The organism is Bacteroides sp. AM16-13 (assembly GCF_003602705.1).
Lineage (GTDB): Bacteria > Bacteroidota > Bacteroidia > Bacteroidales > Bacteroidaceae > Bacteroides > Bacteroides xylanisolvens.
The window spans coordinates 57,284-73,508 of the sequence record NZ_QTLK01000031.1 but is presented as its reverse complement, the minus strand read 5'-3'; the positions used below and the strand labels follow the sequence as shown (position 1 = coordinate 73,508).

At 37.9% G+C, this 16,225-nt stretch carries 12 protein-coding genes; all 12 read left to right on the top strand.

Translation table 11 applies throughout. The features are described 5' to 3' along the window. The first annotated feature begins 52 nt into the window (after positions 1-52). The 12 genes from DW173_RS20595 (at position 53) to DW173_RS20540 (ending at position 16,045) form a co-directional block, all read left to right on the top strand. Positions 53-460, top strand: coding sequence for a hypothetical protein (locus DW173_RS20595; RefSeq protein ID WP_233562267.1), 408 nt, complete (start codon positions 53-55; stop codon positions 458-460). A 198-nt stretch (positions 461-658) separates the two neighbouring features. Beyond that, positions 659-2,569 carry a transglutaminase domain-containing protein gene (locus DW173_RS20590; RefSeq protein WP_233562266.1) on the top strand — a complete coding sequence of 637 codons (1,911 nt, stop codon included), beginning with the start codon at positions 659-661 and terminating at the stop codon, positions 2,567-2,569. After that, on the top strand, positions 2,560-4,440 hold the full coding sequence (locus tag DW173_RS20585; protein ID WP_120145124.1) for a glutaminase domain-containing protein: 1,881 nt from the start codon (positions 2,560-2,562) through the stop codon (positions 4,438-4,440). Before DW173_RS20590 ends, DW173_RS20585 begins: the two co-directional genes overlap by 10 nt. Then, positions 4,437-5,312: a signal peptidase I gene (gene lepB / locus DW173_RS20580; protein WP_120145123.1), complete on the top strand. Its 876-nt coding sequence runs from the start codon at positions 4,437-4,439 to the stop codon at positions 5,310-5,312. The genes DW173_RS20585 and lepB overlap by 4 nt, the downstream gene beginning before the upstream one ends. A gap of 41 nt (positions 5,313-5,353) precedes the next feature. After that, positions 5,354-5,638 carry an NVEALA domain-containing protein gene (locus DW173_RS20575; protein ID WP_083444203.1) on the top strand — a complete coding sequence of 95 codons (285 nt, stop codon included), beginning with the start codon at positions 5,354-5,356 and terminating at the stop codon, positions 5,636-5,638. A 7-nt stretch (positions 5,639-5,645) separates the two neighbouring features. Continuing rightward, positions 5,646-6,803 (top strand): 6-bladed beta-propeller, encoded by a 1,158-nt coding sequence (locus tag DW173_RS20570; RefSeq protein ID WP_233562265.1) that lies wholly within the window; start codon positions 5,646-5,648, stop codon positions 6,801-6,803. Positions 6,804-6,812: 9 nt separating this feature from the next. Further along, the gene (locus tag DW173_RS20565; RefSeq protein ID WP_120145122.1) at positions 6,813-8,456 is read left to right on the top strand and encodes an O-antigen ligase family protein; all 1,644 of its coding nucleotides are present in this window, start codon (positions 6,813-6,815) and stop codon (positions 8,454-8,456) included. A gap of 158 nt (positions 8,457-8,614) precedes the next feature. After that, complete coding sequence (locus DW173_RS20560; RefSeq protein ID WP_255421379.1) at positions 8,615-8,950, top strand: NVEALA domain-containing protein; 336 nt, start codon at positions 8,615-8,617, stop codon at positions 8,948-8,950. 73 nt (positions 8,951-9,023) lie between these two features. After that, positions 9,024-10,271 carry a 6-bladed beta-propeller gene (locus DW173_RS20555; RefSeq protein ID WP_049702663.1) on the top strand — a complete coding sequence of 416 codons (1,248 nt, stop codon included), beginning with the start codon at positions 9,024-9,026 and terminating at the stop codon, positions 10,269-10,271. A gap of 37 nt (positions 10,272-10,308) precedes the next feature. Further along, positions 10,309-11,403, top strand: coding sequence for an efflux RND transporter periplasmic adaptor subunit (locus DW173_RS20550; RefSeq protein WP_120145121.1), 1,095 nt, complete (start codon positions 10,309-10,311; stop codon positions 11,401-11,403). A gap of 22 nt (positions 11,404-11,425) precedes the next feature. Continuing rightward, on the top strand, positions 11,426-14,512 hold the full coding sequence (locus tag DW173_RS20545; RefSeq protein WP_120145120.1) for an efflux RND transporter permease subunit: 3,087 nt from the start codon (positions 11,426-11,428) through the stop codon (positions 14,510-14,512). A gap of 6 nt (positions 14,513-14,518) precedes the next feature. Continuing rightward, positions 14,519-16,045, top strand: coding sequence for a TolC family protein (locus DW173_RS20540; protein ID WP_233562262.1), 1,527 nt, complete (start codon positions 14,519-14,521; stop codon positions 16,043-16,045). Positions 16,046-16,225: the final 180 nt, after the last annotated feature.

The window sequence follows — 16,225 nt, the reverse complement described above, 5'->3', positions numbered from 1 at the left end:
TCGTTTCCACTCACAAAGATAGTCGCGGTCTTGCTTTTCATAGAGGAAATATATGAAAATAATATCGGATGATTTTGTAGATAATTCAGATCTTGAATTAGAAAAGGACTTTAAAAAGGAAAGAGGGGTAAGAGAACAATATTCTACTAATGAGTGCCTAATTTCAGGTGTTAATTCATTCTATCAATGTAAGGGACATTTTCTGACCGAAATATGGAGAAACCATGGAGCACCTTTACTTTTGAAATATGAAGCAAAAGAGAAAGAAGGTTATTTATTTTGCCCTCTTTTGGACCCTCAAATAAAAGCATTTACGAAGATTGCAGCAGTTTCTTCTGATTTTTATATAAGTTATATTAATGCTCAGTCTTTTTTGAATAATTATGAGGAGACTGTTACTCGTAAATATAATTTGGTTGATGATAGTAATCCGGTATTAATGAATATATATGTGAAATAAAAAAATACATTTTTTAGCGTTGTTTTGACCTATGATAAATGAGAAAGGTCAGTAGAGAACATGAACAGGAAATACTAAGTAAATGAGAATTAATTTATGCTTAAGAAGCTTTGTATATATATTCCATCTATCCTTGCTTTGTTATTTGTGTTAGAATGGCAATATGCAAGAAAGTATTTATTCTACGAAAAAAAAACTATGCTCCCTTTAGAAGTAGCTTTACAGGCGGCAGGTGGAAATAAAAAAGAACTTCAAAAAGTACTTCACTATTATAAGAAGAATCCTATTGATAGTCTAAAATATAAAGCAGCTTGTTTTTTAATAGAGAATATGCCTTTTTACATTTACTCTAGTGGAGAACAATTAGAGAATTATAAGTCTTATTATGCTTGGCTAAAAGTACGTAAGGGTAAAACTGCGCAACAAGTTTCGGATTCAGTCAAGAAAGTCTTTGGTGCAATGAAAGAACCTAAAAAGAAACGTGATATTATGGAAATGGATTCTGCATATTTGTGCCATAATATTGATTGGGCATTTAAAGTTTGGCAGGAGCAACCGTGGGGAAAGAATATTTCGTTTGAAACATTTTGTGAGTACTTATTGCCTTACCGAATAGGGGATGAACCGTTAGCTTATTGGCGTGAGGTATATTATAAGAAATACAATTCATTGTTAGATTCATTGCGGATGTCTGACACCTTGGATAAAGAAGATCCATTAGTGGCAGCCAGATATTTAATGGCGAGATTGCCGGATAAAAAGACATTCTTTACTTCCATAACTCCCTTTTCTTTCGGACATATCGGACCTGAATTTGTACAATATAAAGTAGGTAGCTGTAGAGAATTGGCTGATTTTGAGATTTACTTATTTCGTGCTTTAGGTATTCCTTGTGCAATTGATTATTTGCCAGCACGTAATGATACGAATTTCGGTCATCTTTGGACAATAGTATGGGATAAAAACGGAGAAGGATATATGTCCGACTTTATGACATTTTTGACACGTGTTCGCAAATGTGCTTTGTATCGGCAGGGAGGAACTGCCAAGATATATAGATATACATTTAGTGTAAATAGAGAGTTGCATAAGCAGATGGCACAATATGGAGAGAAAGTGTATCCGTTTTGGCAAGTTCCTAAGTTTAAGGATGTAACTTTTGATTATGCGTATTCATATCAAAAGAATCTGGTTATTCCTTTGGATAAACAGTATAAGGATAAAAGGGGTGGAAGGATTGCTTATTTATGTGCCAGTAATAGAAATCGTTGGATTCCGGTTGATTGGACGATATACGATGCCGGTTATTTGGCTTTTCGATATGTTCGTAAAGGGGCAGTTTTAAGAGTTGCCACTTATGAAAAAGGATCATTACATTTCTTGACTGATCCTTTTTATCTGGATAAAGAAACTAATGCCCCTCACTATTATTCCGTCGGGAAAAAGACGCAAGATATGGTTTTGTATGCTAAGTTTAATCTTAAAGAAGAAAGTAGTTTTAGAAACAGAATGATAGGGGGTGTTTTTATTGGCAGCAATCATTCGGATTTTTCGGATGAAGATACACTGTTTATTATACAAAGTAAACCTGATCGTTTGAATACTGCTGTAAAATGCTGGTCTGATAAAGAATACCGTTATCTTAGATATATCGGTCGACCTAAAGCCCATTGTAATGTTTCAGAAGTTACCTTTTATGAAAAGAATGATACTGTTGCTTTAACGGGAAAAATAATAGGAACTCCCGAACACGAAAGAAAGAATGGGGATCATGACTATACCAATGTCTTTGACGGGAAAACATGGACTTCTTTTGATTATTCCAAACCCACCGGTGGATGGGCGGGATTGGATTTAGGAAGAGAAGTAAAAGTCGATCGTATAATTTATACTCCGCGCAACAGGGATAATTATGTTCGACCTGGTGATGTATATGAATTATTCTACTGTGAAAGAGACTGGCAATCTGCCGGGACAATCAAGGCGACTGCCGATTCACTGGTGTTTCGGAATATTCCGGAAAATGCATTATTACTTTTACGAAACCATACTCGTGGAAAGGATGAAAGAATTTTTGTTTATGAAAATGGAGAACAACAATGGAGGTAAGGTTTAATATCAGACAAGTTGTAATGTGGAGGATAGTTTTATTTTCAGGAATTATCTCCTTGATATGTGCTTGTTCTTATTCCGGTAAGAAGGTGTGTCCTCCTTTTGATATTTCTTTCTCCGGACATACGTTGTTGGCTATAGCTCCCGGTTTTACCATAAAGGCAACAGAAGATACTTTAAATAAAACCTATCCGTGCTTAAGATCGGGGAAAATGTTTCCGTTGACGGGTATTTTAAAGGTGGATGGTAAATCTTACCGTTTTTTAGGAGGAGATTCGTTACGTATATCCTCTCTAGCCCCTCTTTCAAACGAGAACCTGGGATGGCAGGGAAAATATTCTTATTTATTTCCGGGCAGAGGATGGGAACAAAGGGAGTATAATGATTCTTTGTGGAATAAGGGTAAAGGTGCCTTCGGTTCGGAAAATGGGAAGTTTCAAGCCCATACAGTATGGGGAGCGAAAAATATATATGTTCGCAGGCACATTACCATTGCTAACAAAGATACTTTAAAAGAACGCAAAGTCTATCTCCGTTATATTTATGATGATCAGATAAAGCTTTATTGTAATGGAGAATATTTGTTAGGAGAAGAAGCATTTCTTCCTCAAACGGGATGCTATCGTTTAACGGATGAAACAGTAGCTCAAATTATTAATGGTGATAATGTTATAGCAGCTTATGGGGGTAATGCGGAAGGTACTGCTTTTTTGGATTTTGGTTTATATGTGGAAAATAAGACTTATGTTGATGTGAAACCTGCAATATTGAAACAAATGAATATGCAGGCTACACAGACTCATTATGTTTTTCAATGTGGAGATGTGGAGCTTCTGATTGATTTTGTTTCACCTTCCTTGTCGGAGAAATGGGATATGACAGGATGGCCTGTAGGTTTGCTTTCTTATCAGATTCAGACAGAAGATGAAAAGGAGCATACAGTGGAAATTCTGTTTGATGTAGATATGGAGTGGTTATTTGGTAGGAGCAAGGTGGATAGTTGGTGTGAACAAAATTGGCGTTTTACCAAGTCTGATAGTTTGTATTTAGCGATAAAGGCGAATGAATCAACTTTCTCTAGTGAGGATGGTCATGTTATTTTATCTCAAAAGTTAAGCACAAAGAATGAGGATAAAGGTGCATTGCTAATAGGGTATGAAGAAGGACAGACTTTGCAATATGGGGGTGAAAGTTTGTCCCCTCTTTGGAAGAAAAATGGAACAGGCGAAATAAAAGAATTAATGAAATCTGTTGGAGATAGATGGCAGGAACTTAAAGAAGAATGCGATAAACAGGATTGTCAGTGGAGTGCCAGAGCTTTTCAAGTAGGTGGTGAAACATTTGCAGGGCAGATGCTTCCTTCTTATCGTAATTTTATATCTTCCCATAGATTTGTGTTATCATCAGAGAATAAAATATTTTGCTTTGGAGATACTTTAGGTAATATCAGGGAGGCTTATGAGAGTTTTTCTACTTTGCTCTATTTTAATCGTATCGACTGGATGAAAAGCCTATTGGATCCTATATTTGAATATTGTGAAGATAATCATTGGGTAAAGAGATATCCGCCTTATGATATAGGTTTGTACCCTATTATTAATAAGCAGGTAAAATTGGATGATAATGCAGTGGCGGTAGCTGCTGACATGTTGATGATGATGGCTGTGATTGTAGAAGTGGAACAGGATTTCAGTTATGCTGATGCACATTGGAATCTATTGTGTTTATGGGCGGATTATTTGCGAGAGAAGATGGAAAAAGACGTTTATCCTTGCGAAGGATTATTAAATGAGGATGATGAACGTGTGAAATGCGTGTTGGGGCTTATGGCTTATCGTAAACTAATTCAACTGAAAGAAAGCGTATGAGCAAAGTGAGGAAAATTTTGGCAATATTAGAGAATCTGGCATTTTTCGTATTCTGCATGGTGCTCATTCTCTTCTTGGTACAACTATTTTGTTTTACCTCGTTTAAAATACCTTCGGATTCTATGGAACCGGTACTAAAGGATGGAGATCGGATACTGGTTAATAAGATGATAAAGGGAGCTAGGTTATTTAATGTGTTTGCTGCTTTAGATAATGAAGACTTCACTATTCATCGGATGCCCGGATGGGGAAACTTTAAGAGAAATGATATATTGGTTTTTAATTTTCCTTATCAGCAAAATCGTTGGGATAGTATTCGAATGGACGTGATGCAGTATTATGTGAAGCGGTGTATCGCTCTGCCCGGAGACACATTGGAAATCAGAGGAGGATTTTATAAGATACGTGGTTGCAATGAACAGGTGGGGAATTATCAGGCTCAACAGTATATTGCAAATTTGCAGCATCCGAAGCAGCACGGGATTGTCTTTGGTACATTTCCATATAACAAACAGCTTAAGTGGAATATTCGTGAATTCGGACCATTGCCTGTTCCACAGAAAGGACAAGTGGTAGAAATGGACCGTACTACTTATCATTTGTATAAGCAATTGATTGGTTGGGAACAAAAGAAGAAATTGCGTCTGAAAGACGGACTGGTGTTATTGGGAGACAGTCTGATTTCTCGGTATCGTTTTGAAAAGAATTATTATTTTGTGTCTGGTGATAATATGGCAAATTCGCAGGATTCAAGGTATTGGGGGATGTTGCCTGAAGAATATATTGTAGGTAAGGCTACCCGTATCTGGTATTCGGAAGATAAATTTACGGATAAATCTCGTTGGGATAGGATTATGAAGAAAATTAAATAAAGGTATATTGACTATCAAATTTAATATAAAATTAATTACGTATGAAAAAGAATATTTATTTAAAAATGGCTTTAGGAATTACATTACTAGTGATGATTGGTAGTAATATTTGTAATTCGTTTAAAAAAGAAACATTATCTGATTTGGTGCTGTCTAATGTTGAAGCGCTGGCAGATAGTCGTGAGAATGGCGATAAGACTTGGACAGCTCCTAGGACAATTGCATGTGATTATCAGCAAGGTCCGTGGCATACTGCCAGTATAGAAAGAATATGCGAATTTTGTGTAACTCCTAATTCTTGTACACCCAGAGCTTGTGGAATGTAATTGAAAAATGAATAAGTGTATTGTTATAATAATGGTAGTTTGTCTTGCTGTGTCGTGTACTCATAATAAAACGTCTTTAAGTGTCGGCTCCGGAGTTATCTCTCTGTCTAGTCCGCAGGACGTTATCGTTGAAATGACAGGAGAAACTTATGATAAACTGGAAACTATATTGCAACCGGTATCTTACGTTAAACTATCGGCGATTCCTTTGTTAAGCCGTATTAAAAAGATCCAGATTGCAGATGAACGAATTTATTTATGGGATATGGGAGCAGGCATTGTATGTTATGATATGTCCGGTGAATTGTTGTTTCAATTGAATGCCAGAGGACAGGGTCCCGGAGAATATACGGATATAAATGCTTTTGCAGTAAATGCTAGTTTGCATCAACTGGTGATTTATGATAATATGAAACAGTCGTTGATGTTTTATTCGACCGAGGATGGTAGGTTTGTCAAAAGTGAGAAGTTTAATAAACCTACACCGGCTGAAATAGCCTATTGGGGAGGATACTTCTTTTATCATAACCGTTTACATCGAAACTATCAAGATGATGTTTCCTTGCATTATTACCTGTTAGCATCAAAAGATGGCATTACCATAGGGAAACGATACTTTGAACATGAAAATAATAAAGAAGACTATCCATTTTCGCCTTCAGGACACAATTTGTATGATAATAATTCGAAGTTGTATTATTGTAGGGATTTTGATAATATTGTTTATCAGATTCATGAAGATAGTGTTGTTCCGCGTTTCCGGATTAATTTACCGAACCCCTTGCCAGCATCGATGATAGAAGAGAGACCTAATGAAATGAGTTTGTTGCGTTCAGGATATTCCTTAGGTATAACTGATATATATGAGTATGGCGGATTATTGTTTTTTCGTTTTGTGAAGGATGGATATATTTGGTCTTGTTTATATAATGTAGAAGAGAGTAAACAAGTATACTGTACCAAAAGGATTAAATTTCTGCATTCATCTTTAATTGATACGATTGACGGTATTTATAAGGATTGCTTTTACAGCATATTGACACCAGAGTATCTCGATTATGCTTTTTCTGAAAATCCTCAAGAGGATTATTCGGATTTATTTAAAACGTATGATGTGGAGGGAGATAATCCGGTTATTGCTTTTTATCGGGCAGTAGTCAGATAATTGAAGAACATGAAAGTCAAATTAAAGTTGATAAGAATTGAAAGAAAAGGTATGGCGGGTTTGATAGCACTCTTAGGAATTGCGTTAATCTTGTGTGTAGTAGCTTTTCCTACTCCGAACGACATTTCTGTTGGTGAAATGGCCTATCAAAAACTATGGTTGGGACGTATGACTGTTGTTTTTGTCATTTGTAGTCTGCTTTCTTTTTGCTTGAATAAAAAACAAAATCTGTCTTTTCCATCAACAGTGGCGTGGGTATTGATTGCATTGGGAGGAATTGAGGCTATATGGGGATTGAGGCAGATATATGGTTTTGCTGTTTCCAATCATTCCTTATATGCACTCACGGGATCTTTCTATAATCCGGGACCTTACTCGGGATATTTGGCTATGATATTTCCGCTCTGCTTATATGAATGGCTAAATTTGAAAGAAATGACGGAACGTACATGGATAGAACAGGGAAAGTATTACATGGCATTAGGAGTGATGTTGTTGATTCTTTGTGTGCTACCTGCCGGAATGAGTCGTTCGGCTTGGATTGCCGTCGCAGTATCGGGGGCATGGGTGTATGGAATGCATGTTTCATGGGGAAGTAGACTGAAGGCGATTAGAAAGAGATATAAGAAAAAAGTAGTGTTGGCTTGTATCGCAGGAGGCATTATATTCATAATGGTTGTTTACTCACTTTTTCAGTTAAAAGCAACTTCCGCTAATGGGCGCCTGTTCATGTGGAAAATTAGTACTCTTGCTATTGCCGAAAGTCCTGTTATAGGACATGGAACTGGAAATTTTGTTTCAGCTTATGGCAGGGCACAGGAGAGTTATTTTGCAAACGAAGAGTATTCGGAAACGGAAGAATTGGTGGCGGGTAGTCCGGAATATGCTTTTAATGAATATCTTCAAGTAGCAACAGAATATGGGATTCCTTTTTTATTTGTCGTTTTATTAATAATTGCGTTTTGTCTTTGGAAGGGGAATAGGGAAGGACGAATAGGTATTTGCGGTGGTGTAATTTCTGTTTTAGTATTTGCTTTTTCTTCTTATCCGATGCAGATTCCCGGATTTGCAGTGACCTTCTATTTCCTTTTGGCAGCTTGTGTTATTGGGCGCTCGAAGATAATGCTATTATTTTTTATTTCGATAATAATTCTATTAGGGACATATTATTGGAAATACAATCAATATGATGCATGTAAGAATTGGTATCGTAGTAAAATGCTCTATAATATCGGAGCATACCAATCAGCTAAAGAAGAATATGAGACGTTGTATCCCGAATTGAAGAATCGGGGAGCCTTTCTTTTTGAATACGGGTATTGTTTGCATAAATTGAAACAATATGATAGCTCTACAAAAGTGTTGAAAGAAGCCATGGAGCATAGTAATGATCCAATGATTCTGAATATTATTGGTAAAAATTATCAGGCATCAGGAAAGTATGAGAAAGCGGAAGAGAGTCTGATTCGATCTACGCATCGACTTCCGGGACGAATTTATCCATATTATCTTCTGGCAAAGTTGTATGCGGAGCTGGAATATCAGCAACCTGAAAAATTAAGAAATGTGGTTGAGCTCGTTTTGACGAAAGAGCCAAAGATTCAATCGACAGCGGTAAGGGAAATGAGGGAGGAAGTAAAGAAATTAAGGTGATTATTGAAGACATATTATAAAAGAAAGGAGGTGATAGTAATAATCGGAGTGTGATAATGTTGACAAAATAGATTTTTGTTATGTTTAGGAAGAAAAAATAAGAGTTAAAAACCTGAAATGAATTACAATGAAAAAAAAGATTATTCATTACGTCTATTTTGGTAGCTGTTGTAACTGTTATGGCTGGCTACAATGTATATACTTCACAGAATAATGTGGAAGTATCAGATTTAATATTAACCAATGTGGAAGCATTGGCTAGTAATAATGAATCGGATTTTGGATGGACTTGTGAGCCCTATGTTACAGATCATTATACAGAGTCTAGATGGGACTATGAAAATGGATGTAATGCTTCCACTGTTGTAGATACGTATGATTGTAATAGCGGATTGGTTGGCTCATGCAGAACTGGATATATCCAATTCTATTACGATTGTGGTGGTCATGAGACAGGAAGAAATGATCAAACCTCCACTGGAGGTTGTTGGTGATAATAAGTAATATGATAAGAGTGTATTGTTTAAAAGATACACTCTTATTGAGTAACGTAAAAACAACAATAAGATGGGAAGATATATAATTCATTTGTTAGAAATGATATTCATGAGTGCTATTATAATGAGTTGTGGAAATAGGACTCAATTGTATAATGTAGAGGGACTACTTTCAGATACGGCTCGATACATTATTGATTTGGATCATGTTGAAAAGGAATATATTATAAATATGTCTTCATATTTTGATAGTATGGAAATAATACCATTAGAAACGAGAAAAGATGTATTACTTGGAAGAATAAGCAAAATACAGGAAATTGATAACCATTTGTTTGTTTTGGATAAATCTATTTCCAAAAGTGTATTGGTATTTGATAAAAAAGGAGCTTTCTTATTTCGTATAGGAAAGCTTGGCCAAGGTCCGGGTGAATATACTTCTATTTCTGATTTCAGTATTGACCCGACCAATCGAATTATTTATCTTTTGGACAATCGATTATACTCTGTTCATAAATATGCATTAGATAATGGGAAGTATTTAAATAGTATTAGACTAAGTGGAATGGAGGTACGGAGATTTCATTTAGCGGTTTTAGATAGTTGCCTTTACACAGATGCTTTTTATTTATCGAACATCTCGGATTCTCAGAAACAATTGCTTCGTATGTTAAATATGAGCAAAGGCGAGGAGGTAACTTGGATGAATTATAAAGACTATAATTTGGGATGGGATAAGATCCATTTTGTCAGTGACGTTTTTTACGACCAACTTGATGGAAAGGATGTCAAATTTGTCCAACCATTTATGAATATGGTGATGGAGCTAACTCTGAAGGGGGTAAAACCGTATATATGTTTGAAAAGTAAGAATTGGTTAAGTAAAGAGGAATTGGAAAAAACAGAAGGAGAACCGGCAGAACGTTATAACTCTTTGCGTCGGATATCCCGCATTTATAATATAAACAGTTTTATGGAATTTGATGATTATATATTTCTTAAATATGAAGAAGGAGGAATAGCAAACTATTTATTTTATGATAAGAATACCTCAACGTTCCGCCATACGGATTTTTTAGCGAATGATTTGCTTTATAATACATCTGATTATCATGGAGTGGATTTGAATATCTGTTTTGCTGATTCTGCTGGAATCTATGGCTCTATTCATCCTTTTGCAATGGAAAGATTTATTAAAGAAAAAAATGAAGGGCGATTTAAAGAAAAGATAAACAGTTTAAAGTGTTTGGAACAACTGAATAATGAATCGAATCCTATTATATTTTATTTGAAACGGAAAAGAACAAAAATGCTGTAGTAAGAGAGTCGGCTACTTAATAAATTGGAATGTAGTTATGAGAAAATACAATTGTATATGGATTCTATTATATTGTTTAATCTATGTTGGGATAACCTCTTGCTTTGACAAGAAAAATAGTACTGATAAGCTGGAAATAGGTGTTTCCACTGTTCTTCCTGATGCTAAGAATGAAGTCACTACTCAAATTCTAAAGAGCCGTAATTTTCATCACGAATTAGTCAGTAACGGTAAAGTAAGTGCTCTCGGACAGGCTGATCTTCGTTTTGAGACAAGTGAAGTGATCGCCCGTATCTATGTGAAGAATGGCGAACATGTACATAAAGGGCAGAAATTAGCTGAACTGGATAAATTTCGCTTGGAGCAGAAGCTATCCCAAGCGGAAGATGCTTTATTGAAAGCCGAATTGGAACTGAAAGATGTATTGATCGGACAGGGATATACCTCCGAAGATTTCAGCAAAGTGCCTGTGGAAACAATGAGACTTGCGAAAGTGAAGAGTGGATATGAGCAGTCGAGATCTCAATATGAATTGATGAAAAGAGAAACAGAACATGCTACACTGGTTGCTCCTTTCGATGGAATAGTGGCTAATCTGTTTTCTAAACCATATAATTTAGCTAATACTTCCGAGGTGTTTTGTACGGTTATTGATACCCGTGGGATGGAAGCTGATTTTACAGTGTTGGAGAATGAGTTGGCTTTTATTAAAACAGGTGATAAGGTGATGATTACTCCTTATGCCGGAGGAGATTCGTTTGAAGGCAGCGTATCTGAAATCAATCCATTGGTAGATTCGAACGGAATGGTAAAGGTGAAGGCTGTAGTAAACGGACAAGGAAAACTGTTCAGTGGTATGAATGTAAGGGTAAGTGTTAGAAGAAGTTTAGGGCAACAATTGGTCATTCCTAAAACGGCTGTTGTGTTACGCTCCGGTAAGCAAGTGGTATTTACTTTACAAGAAGGCAAGGCTATGTGGAATTATGTGCATACAGGATTGGAAAATGCAACGGAATATGTTGTTTCGGATAAATCACAGAAAGGGATTGAAGAGGGGTTACTGGAGGGAGATACGATTATTGTGACCGGAAATCTGAATCTGGCACATGAAGCGGCAGTAAATGTAAGATAATCTGTGCCAAAATCGAGTAATTATGATAAAATTTTTAATCCAGCGTCCTATTGCCGTATTGATGGCTTTTACTGCCTGTTTTATAATCGGGCTGGTGACATATAATACTTTGCCTATATCATTGCTTCCGGATATTGCCATTCCGGAGATAACGATACAGGTGTCTGCCGCCAATACCTCTGCCCGTGAACTGGAAAACACGATTGTGAAACCTTTACGGGGACAACTGATTCAGGTGTCTACATTGAAAGATATTCATAGTGAATCGAGAGACGGAGGAGGTATGATCCGTCTCTCTTTTGATTTCGGTACTAATACGGATCTTGCCTTTATAGAGGTCAATGAAAAGATAGACGCTACAATGAATTATCTTCCCAAGGATACTGAACGCCCGAAAGTTATTAAGGCAAGCGCAACGGATATACCCGTGTTTTACCTGAATCTGACCTTAAAGAATGATAGTGCTTATAGTACGATAGGTCAGCACTCTTTCCTTGATTTGTGTGAATTTGCCGAATCGGTGATTAAGCGCAGGATAGAACAGCTTGAAGAAGTGGCTATGGTAGACGTGACCGGATTGGTGGAGCGTCAGGTACAGATTGTACCCGATGAGGATAAACTGGCTATGATGGGGTTTTCCATTGAAGATATTGAATCGGCTTTGGCTGCCAATAATGTGGAGCCGGGTAGTATGACAGTACGCGACGGATACTATGAATATAATATAAAATTCTCCACTCTGTTGCGTACCGCGGAAGATGTGGAAAATATATACCTGCGTAAGGGAGACCGCATTGTCCAACTAAAGGACTTCTGCAAAGTTTCTATCGTGCCCGTAAAAGAAAAAGGTATATCTGTATCGAACGGGAAAAGGGCGGTGACGCTGGCTGTTATCAAGCAGGCGGACGAGAATATGGATAAGATGAAGCAGTCTCTGGTAAGGACGATGGAGCATTTTAGACAGGTGTATCCTGATATTGATTTTAGTATTAGTCGCAACCAAACGGAATTGTTGGATTACACAATTTCAAACCTGCAACAGAATCTTTCTTTAGGATTCCTTTTTATCTGCCTGGTAGCCGTCCTGTTTCTGGGAGATGTGAAATCTCCATTGGTGATCGGACTTAGTATGGTAGTTTCTATCGTGATTAGTTTTGTTTTCTTCTATCTGTGTAATATGTCACTGAATATCATTTCCCTTGCCGGATTGATTTTGGCTTTAGGAATGATGATTGACAGCTCGATTATCGTGACCGAAAATATATCCCAATATCGGGAGCGGGGCTATTCATTGCGTCGTGCCTGTATAACAGGAACTAGTGAAGTGGTGACACCCATGTTGAGTTCTTCCCTGACTACCATTGCCGTGTTTGCTCCTTTGATTTTTATGAGTGGTATTGCCGGAGCTATCTTCTATGATCAGGCTTTTTCGGTTACAGTGGGATTGATGGTTTCGTATTTTACCGGTATTATGCTTCTTCCGGTGCTTTATCTGTTGGTCTATCGGACAGGTATTCATACACGGAAATGGAAATGGCTTTCTTTTAAATTCAATAACCCGATAAAGGATCACACATTGGATCGTTTTTATGATGCCGGTGTAGATTGGGTGTTTCGTCACAAAACGTTTAGTGTATTGTTTTGTGTTGTCTCCATCCCGCTTTGTGTATTCTTCTTTTTCTTTATCGATAAGCAACGGATGCCTGATATAGAAGAGAATGAATTGATTGCCCGAATCGAGTGGAATGAGAATATTCATGTGGATGAAAACAGGCGGCGTGTGGATGAGCTTTTTAGGGATTTAAAAGAACAGGTATTGGAGCACACGGCATCTGTTGGCAGGCAGGATTTTCTTCTGAATCGTGAAAGGGAACTTTCTTCTTCCGAAGCGGAACTTTATTTCCGAACGGAAACATCAGAAACAATCATTCCTTTGCAGCAGGAGATATACCATAAACTGAAAGAACGTTATCCACTTTCCGTTATTTCTTTCTCTCCACCGGAGACTGTATTTGAGAAACTCTTTGTCACGGGAGAACCGGATATCATAGCTGAATTTTACACCCGTAATAAGGCAAAAGCACCGGAAGCGGAAACGATCCGGAATGTGGAGCTGGAGTTAGCCCGTAGGACGGGAATTGCTCCTACAGGCATTGCCTTTGAGAACCAACTGAACCTAAGTATCAATAAGGAGAAACTATTGCTTTACCGTGTTGCTTACAATGAACTTTATAGAGTCTTGAAAACAGCTTTCCGAGAAAATAGTGTGACTATGTTGCATTCTTACCAGCAATATCTTCCGATCAACGTTGCGGGCAGTGAGAAGACGGTGAATGAAATATTACAGGAAGCACTAATACAGACTGAACCGGACAATAGAGGAAACAGAGAGTACATTCCACTCCGGGAACTGGTGATGGTTACTCCTGCCGAGGACTTGAAGAGTATTACTGCCGGACGTAACGGGGAATATGTTCCTTTTGATTTTTATGGCGTACAGGACGGAAACAAACTGATAAAGGAGGTGAAACAAACGGCAGAAAATATGAAAGACTGGGATACTGGATTCTCCGGCAGTTTCTTTTCTAACAGTGAGATGTTGGATGAATTGGTGATCATCTTATTTATTTCACTGTTACTGATGTATTTTATTCTTGCCGCACAGTTTGAAAGCTTTTTGCAGCCTTTGCTTGTTTTGGCGGAGATACCGATTGACCTCGCATTTGCACTGCTTTTACTCTGGATTTGCGGACATACGCTGAATTTGATGTCTGCTATCGGGTTGATCGTTACCTGCGGTATTGTAATCAATGACTCTATTCTGAAGCTGGATGCTATCAATGAATTGCGTAAAGCGGGTGTTCCGTTATTAGAAGCGATACATGAAGCTGGCCGCAGGCGTTTGCGACCGATTATCATGACTTCGCTGACTACCATCTTCGCAATGGTGCCACTGCTTTTTTCTTCAGATATGGGCTCGGAGTTACAAAAACCGTTGTCTATTGCTATGATAGGGACAATGTCAATTGGTACGGCGGTGAGCTTATTTATCATACCGTTACTTTACTGGTTTATTTACCGTAACAAGAAAATAAGTATTAAGTATTAGTCCAAAATGAGAGTTATGAATAGATTAAAGAAAAGAATTCCTGTTTTCCTTTGTGTCCTTTGTGTCCTCTGTGTCCTCTGTGGTGAATCCCAGCTTCGAGCGCAGAAACACCTGGTATTAGATTTGAACAGGACAATTTCTCTAGCTAACGATAGTTCGCTGGAATCATTCCGTACGCAGAATATGTATTTATCCGGTTATTGGGAGTATAGGACTTTTCGGGCAAATCGGTTGCCTAGCTTGACGCTGGATGTTACTCCGGCACAATATAACCGGGATATTACGAAACGATACGATTCGGGACAGGATTTGGATGTATACCGTACGCAACAATCTTATTATGCTTATGGAGGATTGAGTGTAAAACAGAACTTTGATTTAACTGGAGGTACCTTTTATCTGGAATCGAATCTTGCCTATATGCGTAACTTCGGAAGTAACAGTGCTACGCAGCTTACGAGTGTTCCCATACGAATCGGATATTCGCAAAGTCTGGTAGGATATAACTCCTTCAAATGGGAACGGAAGATAGAACCGTTGAAGTATGAGCGTGTGAAAAAGGAATTTCTCTATAATGTGGAAAAGGTGTCGGAAACGGCTACGAATTATTTCTTCTCTTTGGCTATGGCGCAGGCAGAATATAATCTTGCTAAAGAAAACTTGGCTTCTACGGATACATTGTATCGTATCGGGCAACAGCGTCACCGAATTGCAGCTATCTCACAGGCTGATTTGTTGACATTGAAACTGGATCGTGTGAATGCGCAGAATACATTGCAGAATAAAGCAAGTGACCTGAAACGGGCTATGTTTTCACTGGCTTCTTTTCTCAATCTGGATAAGAATACGCAAATCAAACTGGAACTTCCTTCTCGTCCGGAGATGGTGGATATTCCGGTAGATGAGGCTTTGAGGTGGGGCAGGAATAATAACCCGCAATTGTTGGAACTGAAACAGAATGTACTTGAAGCGGAACGGAATGTGGATAAGACGAAGAAAGAATCTCGCTTTAACGCAAGTGTAAATGCCAGTATCGGTTTTAATCAGGTAGCGGATAACTTTGGAGATGTGTATCATAAACCGATGCAGCAGGATTTGGTGGCAGTCAGTGTTTCTATTCCGTTATTGGACTGGGGTGTTCGTAAGGGAAAGTATAATATGGCAAGAAATAATCTGAATGTAGTGAAGATCTCGGCACGTCAGGATGAGATAAGCATCGAGGAGGAAGTGATTATGACGGTAAGTGATTTTAATATCCAGCAGCAATTGATAGCCAGTGCGGAAGAAGCGTTGGATCTGTCTATACTTGCTTATAATGAGACTAAACAGCGTTTTATTATCGGCAAGGCGGATATTAATAGCTTGACTCTTTCTCTCAACAGGCAGCAACAGGCACAACGTAATTTTATCTCTGCCTTGCAGAACTACTGGCTGAATTATTATAAGATACGCCGGCTTACTTTATTTGATTTTGCAGCGAAGCTTTCACTTTCGGACAGGTTTGATTTTAATGGAGGAAAGTTGGTTAAATGATAATTTTGCGGAGTGCCCTGAAAGGGCTTAATTATATAGCGTAGGGCAACGCCCTACGTAAAAACGACAATCTGAATTTGCGCCCTGAAAGGGCATAATTGTATACAGTTCCGCCCTTTCAGGGCTTGTGGCTGGTGTGTTTTTTTCGTAGGGCGTTGCCCTACGCTATATAATTAAGCC

What these genes read in the sequence shown, in the direction of transcription:
- DW173_RS20570 (WP_233562265.1), top strand. Translation starts at nt 5,646, where the DNA reads ATGAATAAGTGTATTGTTATAATAATGGTAGTTTGTCTTGCTGTGTCG.
- DW173_RS20545 (WP_120145120.1), top strand. Translation starts at nt 11,426, where the DNA reads ATGATAAAATTTTTAATCCAGCGTCCTATTGCCGTATTGATGGCTTTT.
- DW173_RS20595 (WP_233562267.1), top strand. Translation starts at nt 53, where the DNA reads ATGAAAATAATATCGGATGATTTTGTAGATAATTCAGATCTTGAATTA.
- DW173_RS20555 (WP_049702663.1), top strand. Translation starts at nt 9,024, where the DNA reads ATGGGAAGATATATAATTCATTTGTTAGAAATGATATTCATGAGTGCT.
- DW173_RS20585 (WP_120145124.1), top strand. Translation starts at nt 2,560, where the DNA reads ATGGAGGTAAGGTTTAATATCAGACAAGTTGTAATGTGGAGGATAGTT.
- DW173_RS20590 (WP_233562266.1), top strand. Translation starts at nt 659, where the DNA reads ATGCTCCCTTTAGAAGTAGCTTTACAGGCGGCAGGTGGAAATAAAAAA.
- DW173_RS20540 (WP_233562262.1), top strand. Translation starts at nt 14,519, where the DNA reads ATGAGAGTTATGAATAGATTAAAGAAAAGAATTCCTGTTTTCCTTTGT.
- DW173_RS20575 (WP_083444203.1), top strand. Translation starts at nt 5,354, where the DNA reads ATGAAAAAGAATATTTATTTAAAAATGGCTTTAGGAATTACATTACTA.
- lepB (WP_120145123.1), top strand. Translation starts at nt 4,437, where the DNA reads ATGAGCAAAGTGAGGAAAATTTTGGCAATATTAGAGAATCTGGCATTT.
- DW173_RS20550 (WP_120145121.1), top strand. Translation starts at nt 10,309, where the DNA reads ATGAGAAAATACAATTGTATATGGATTCTATTATATTGTTTAATCTAT.
- DW173_RS20565 (WP_120145122.1), top strand. Translation starts at nt 6,813, where the DNA reads ATGAAAGTCAAATTAAAGTTGATAAGAATTGAAAGAAAAGGTATGGCG.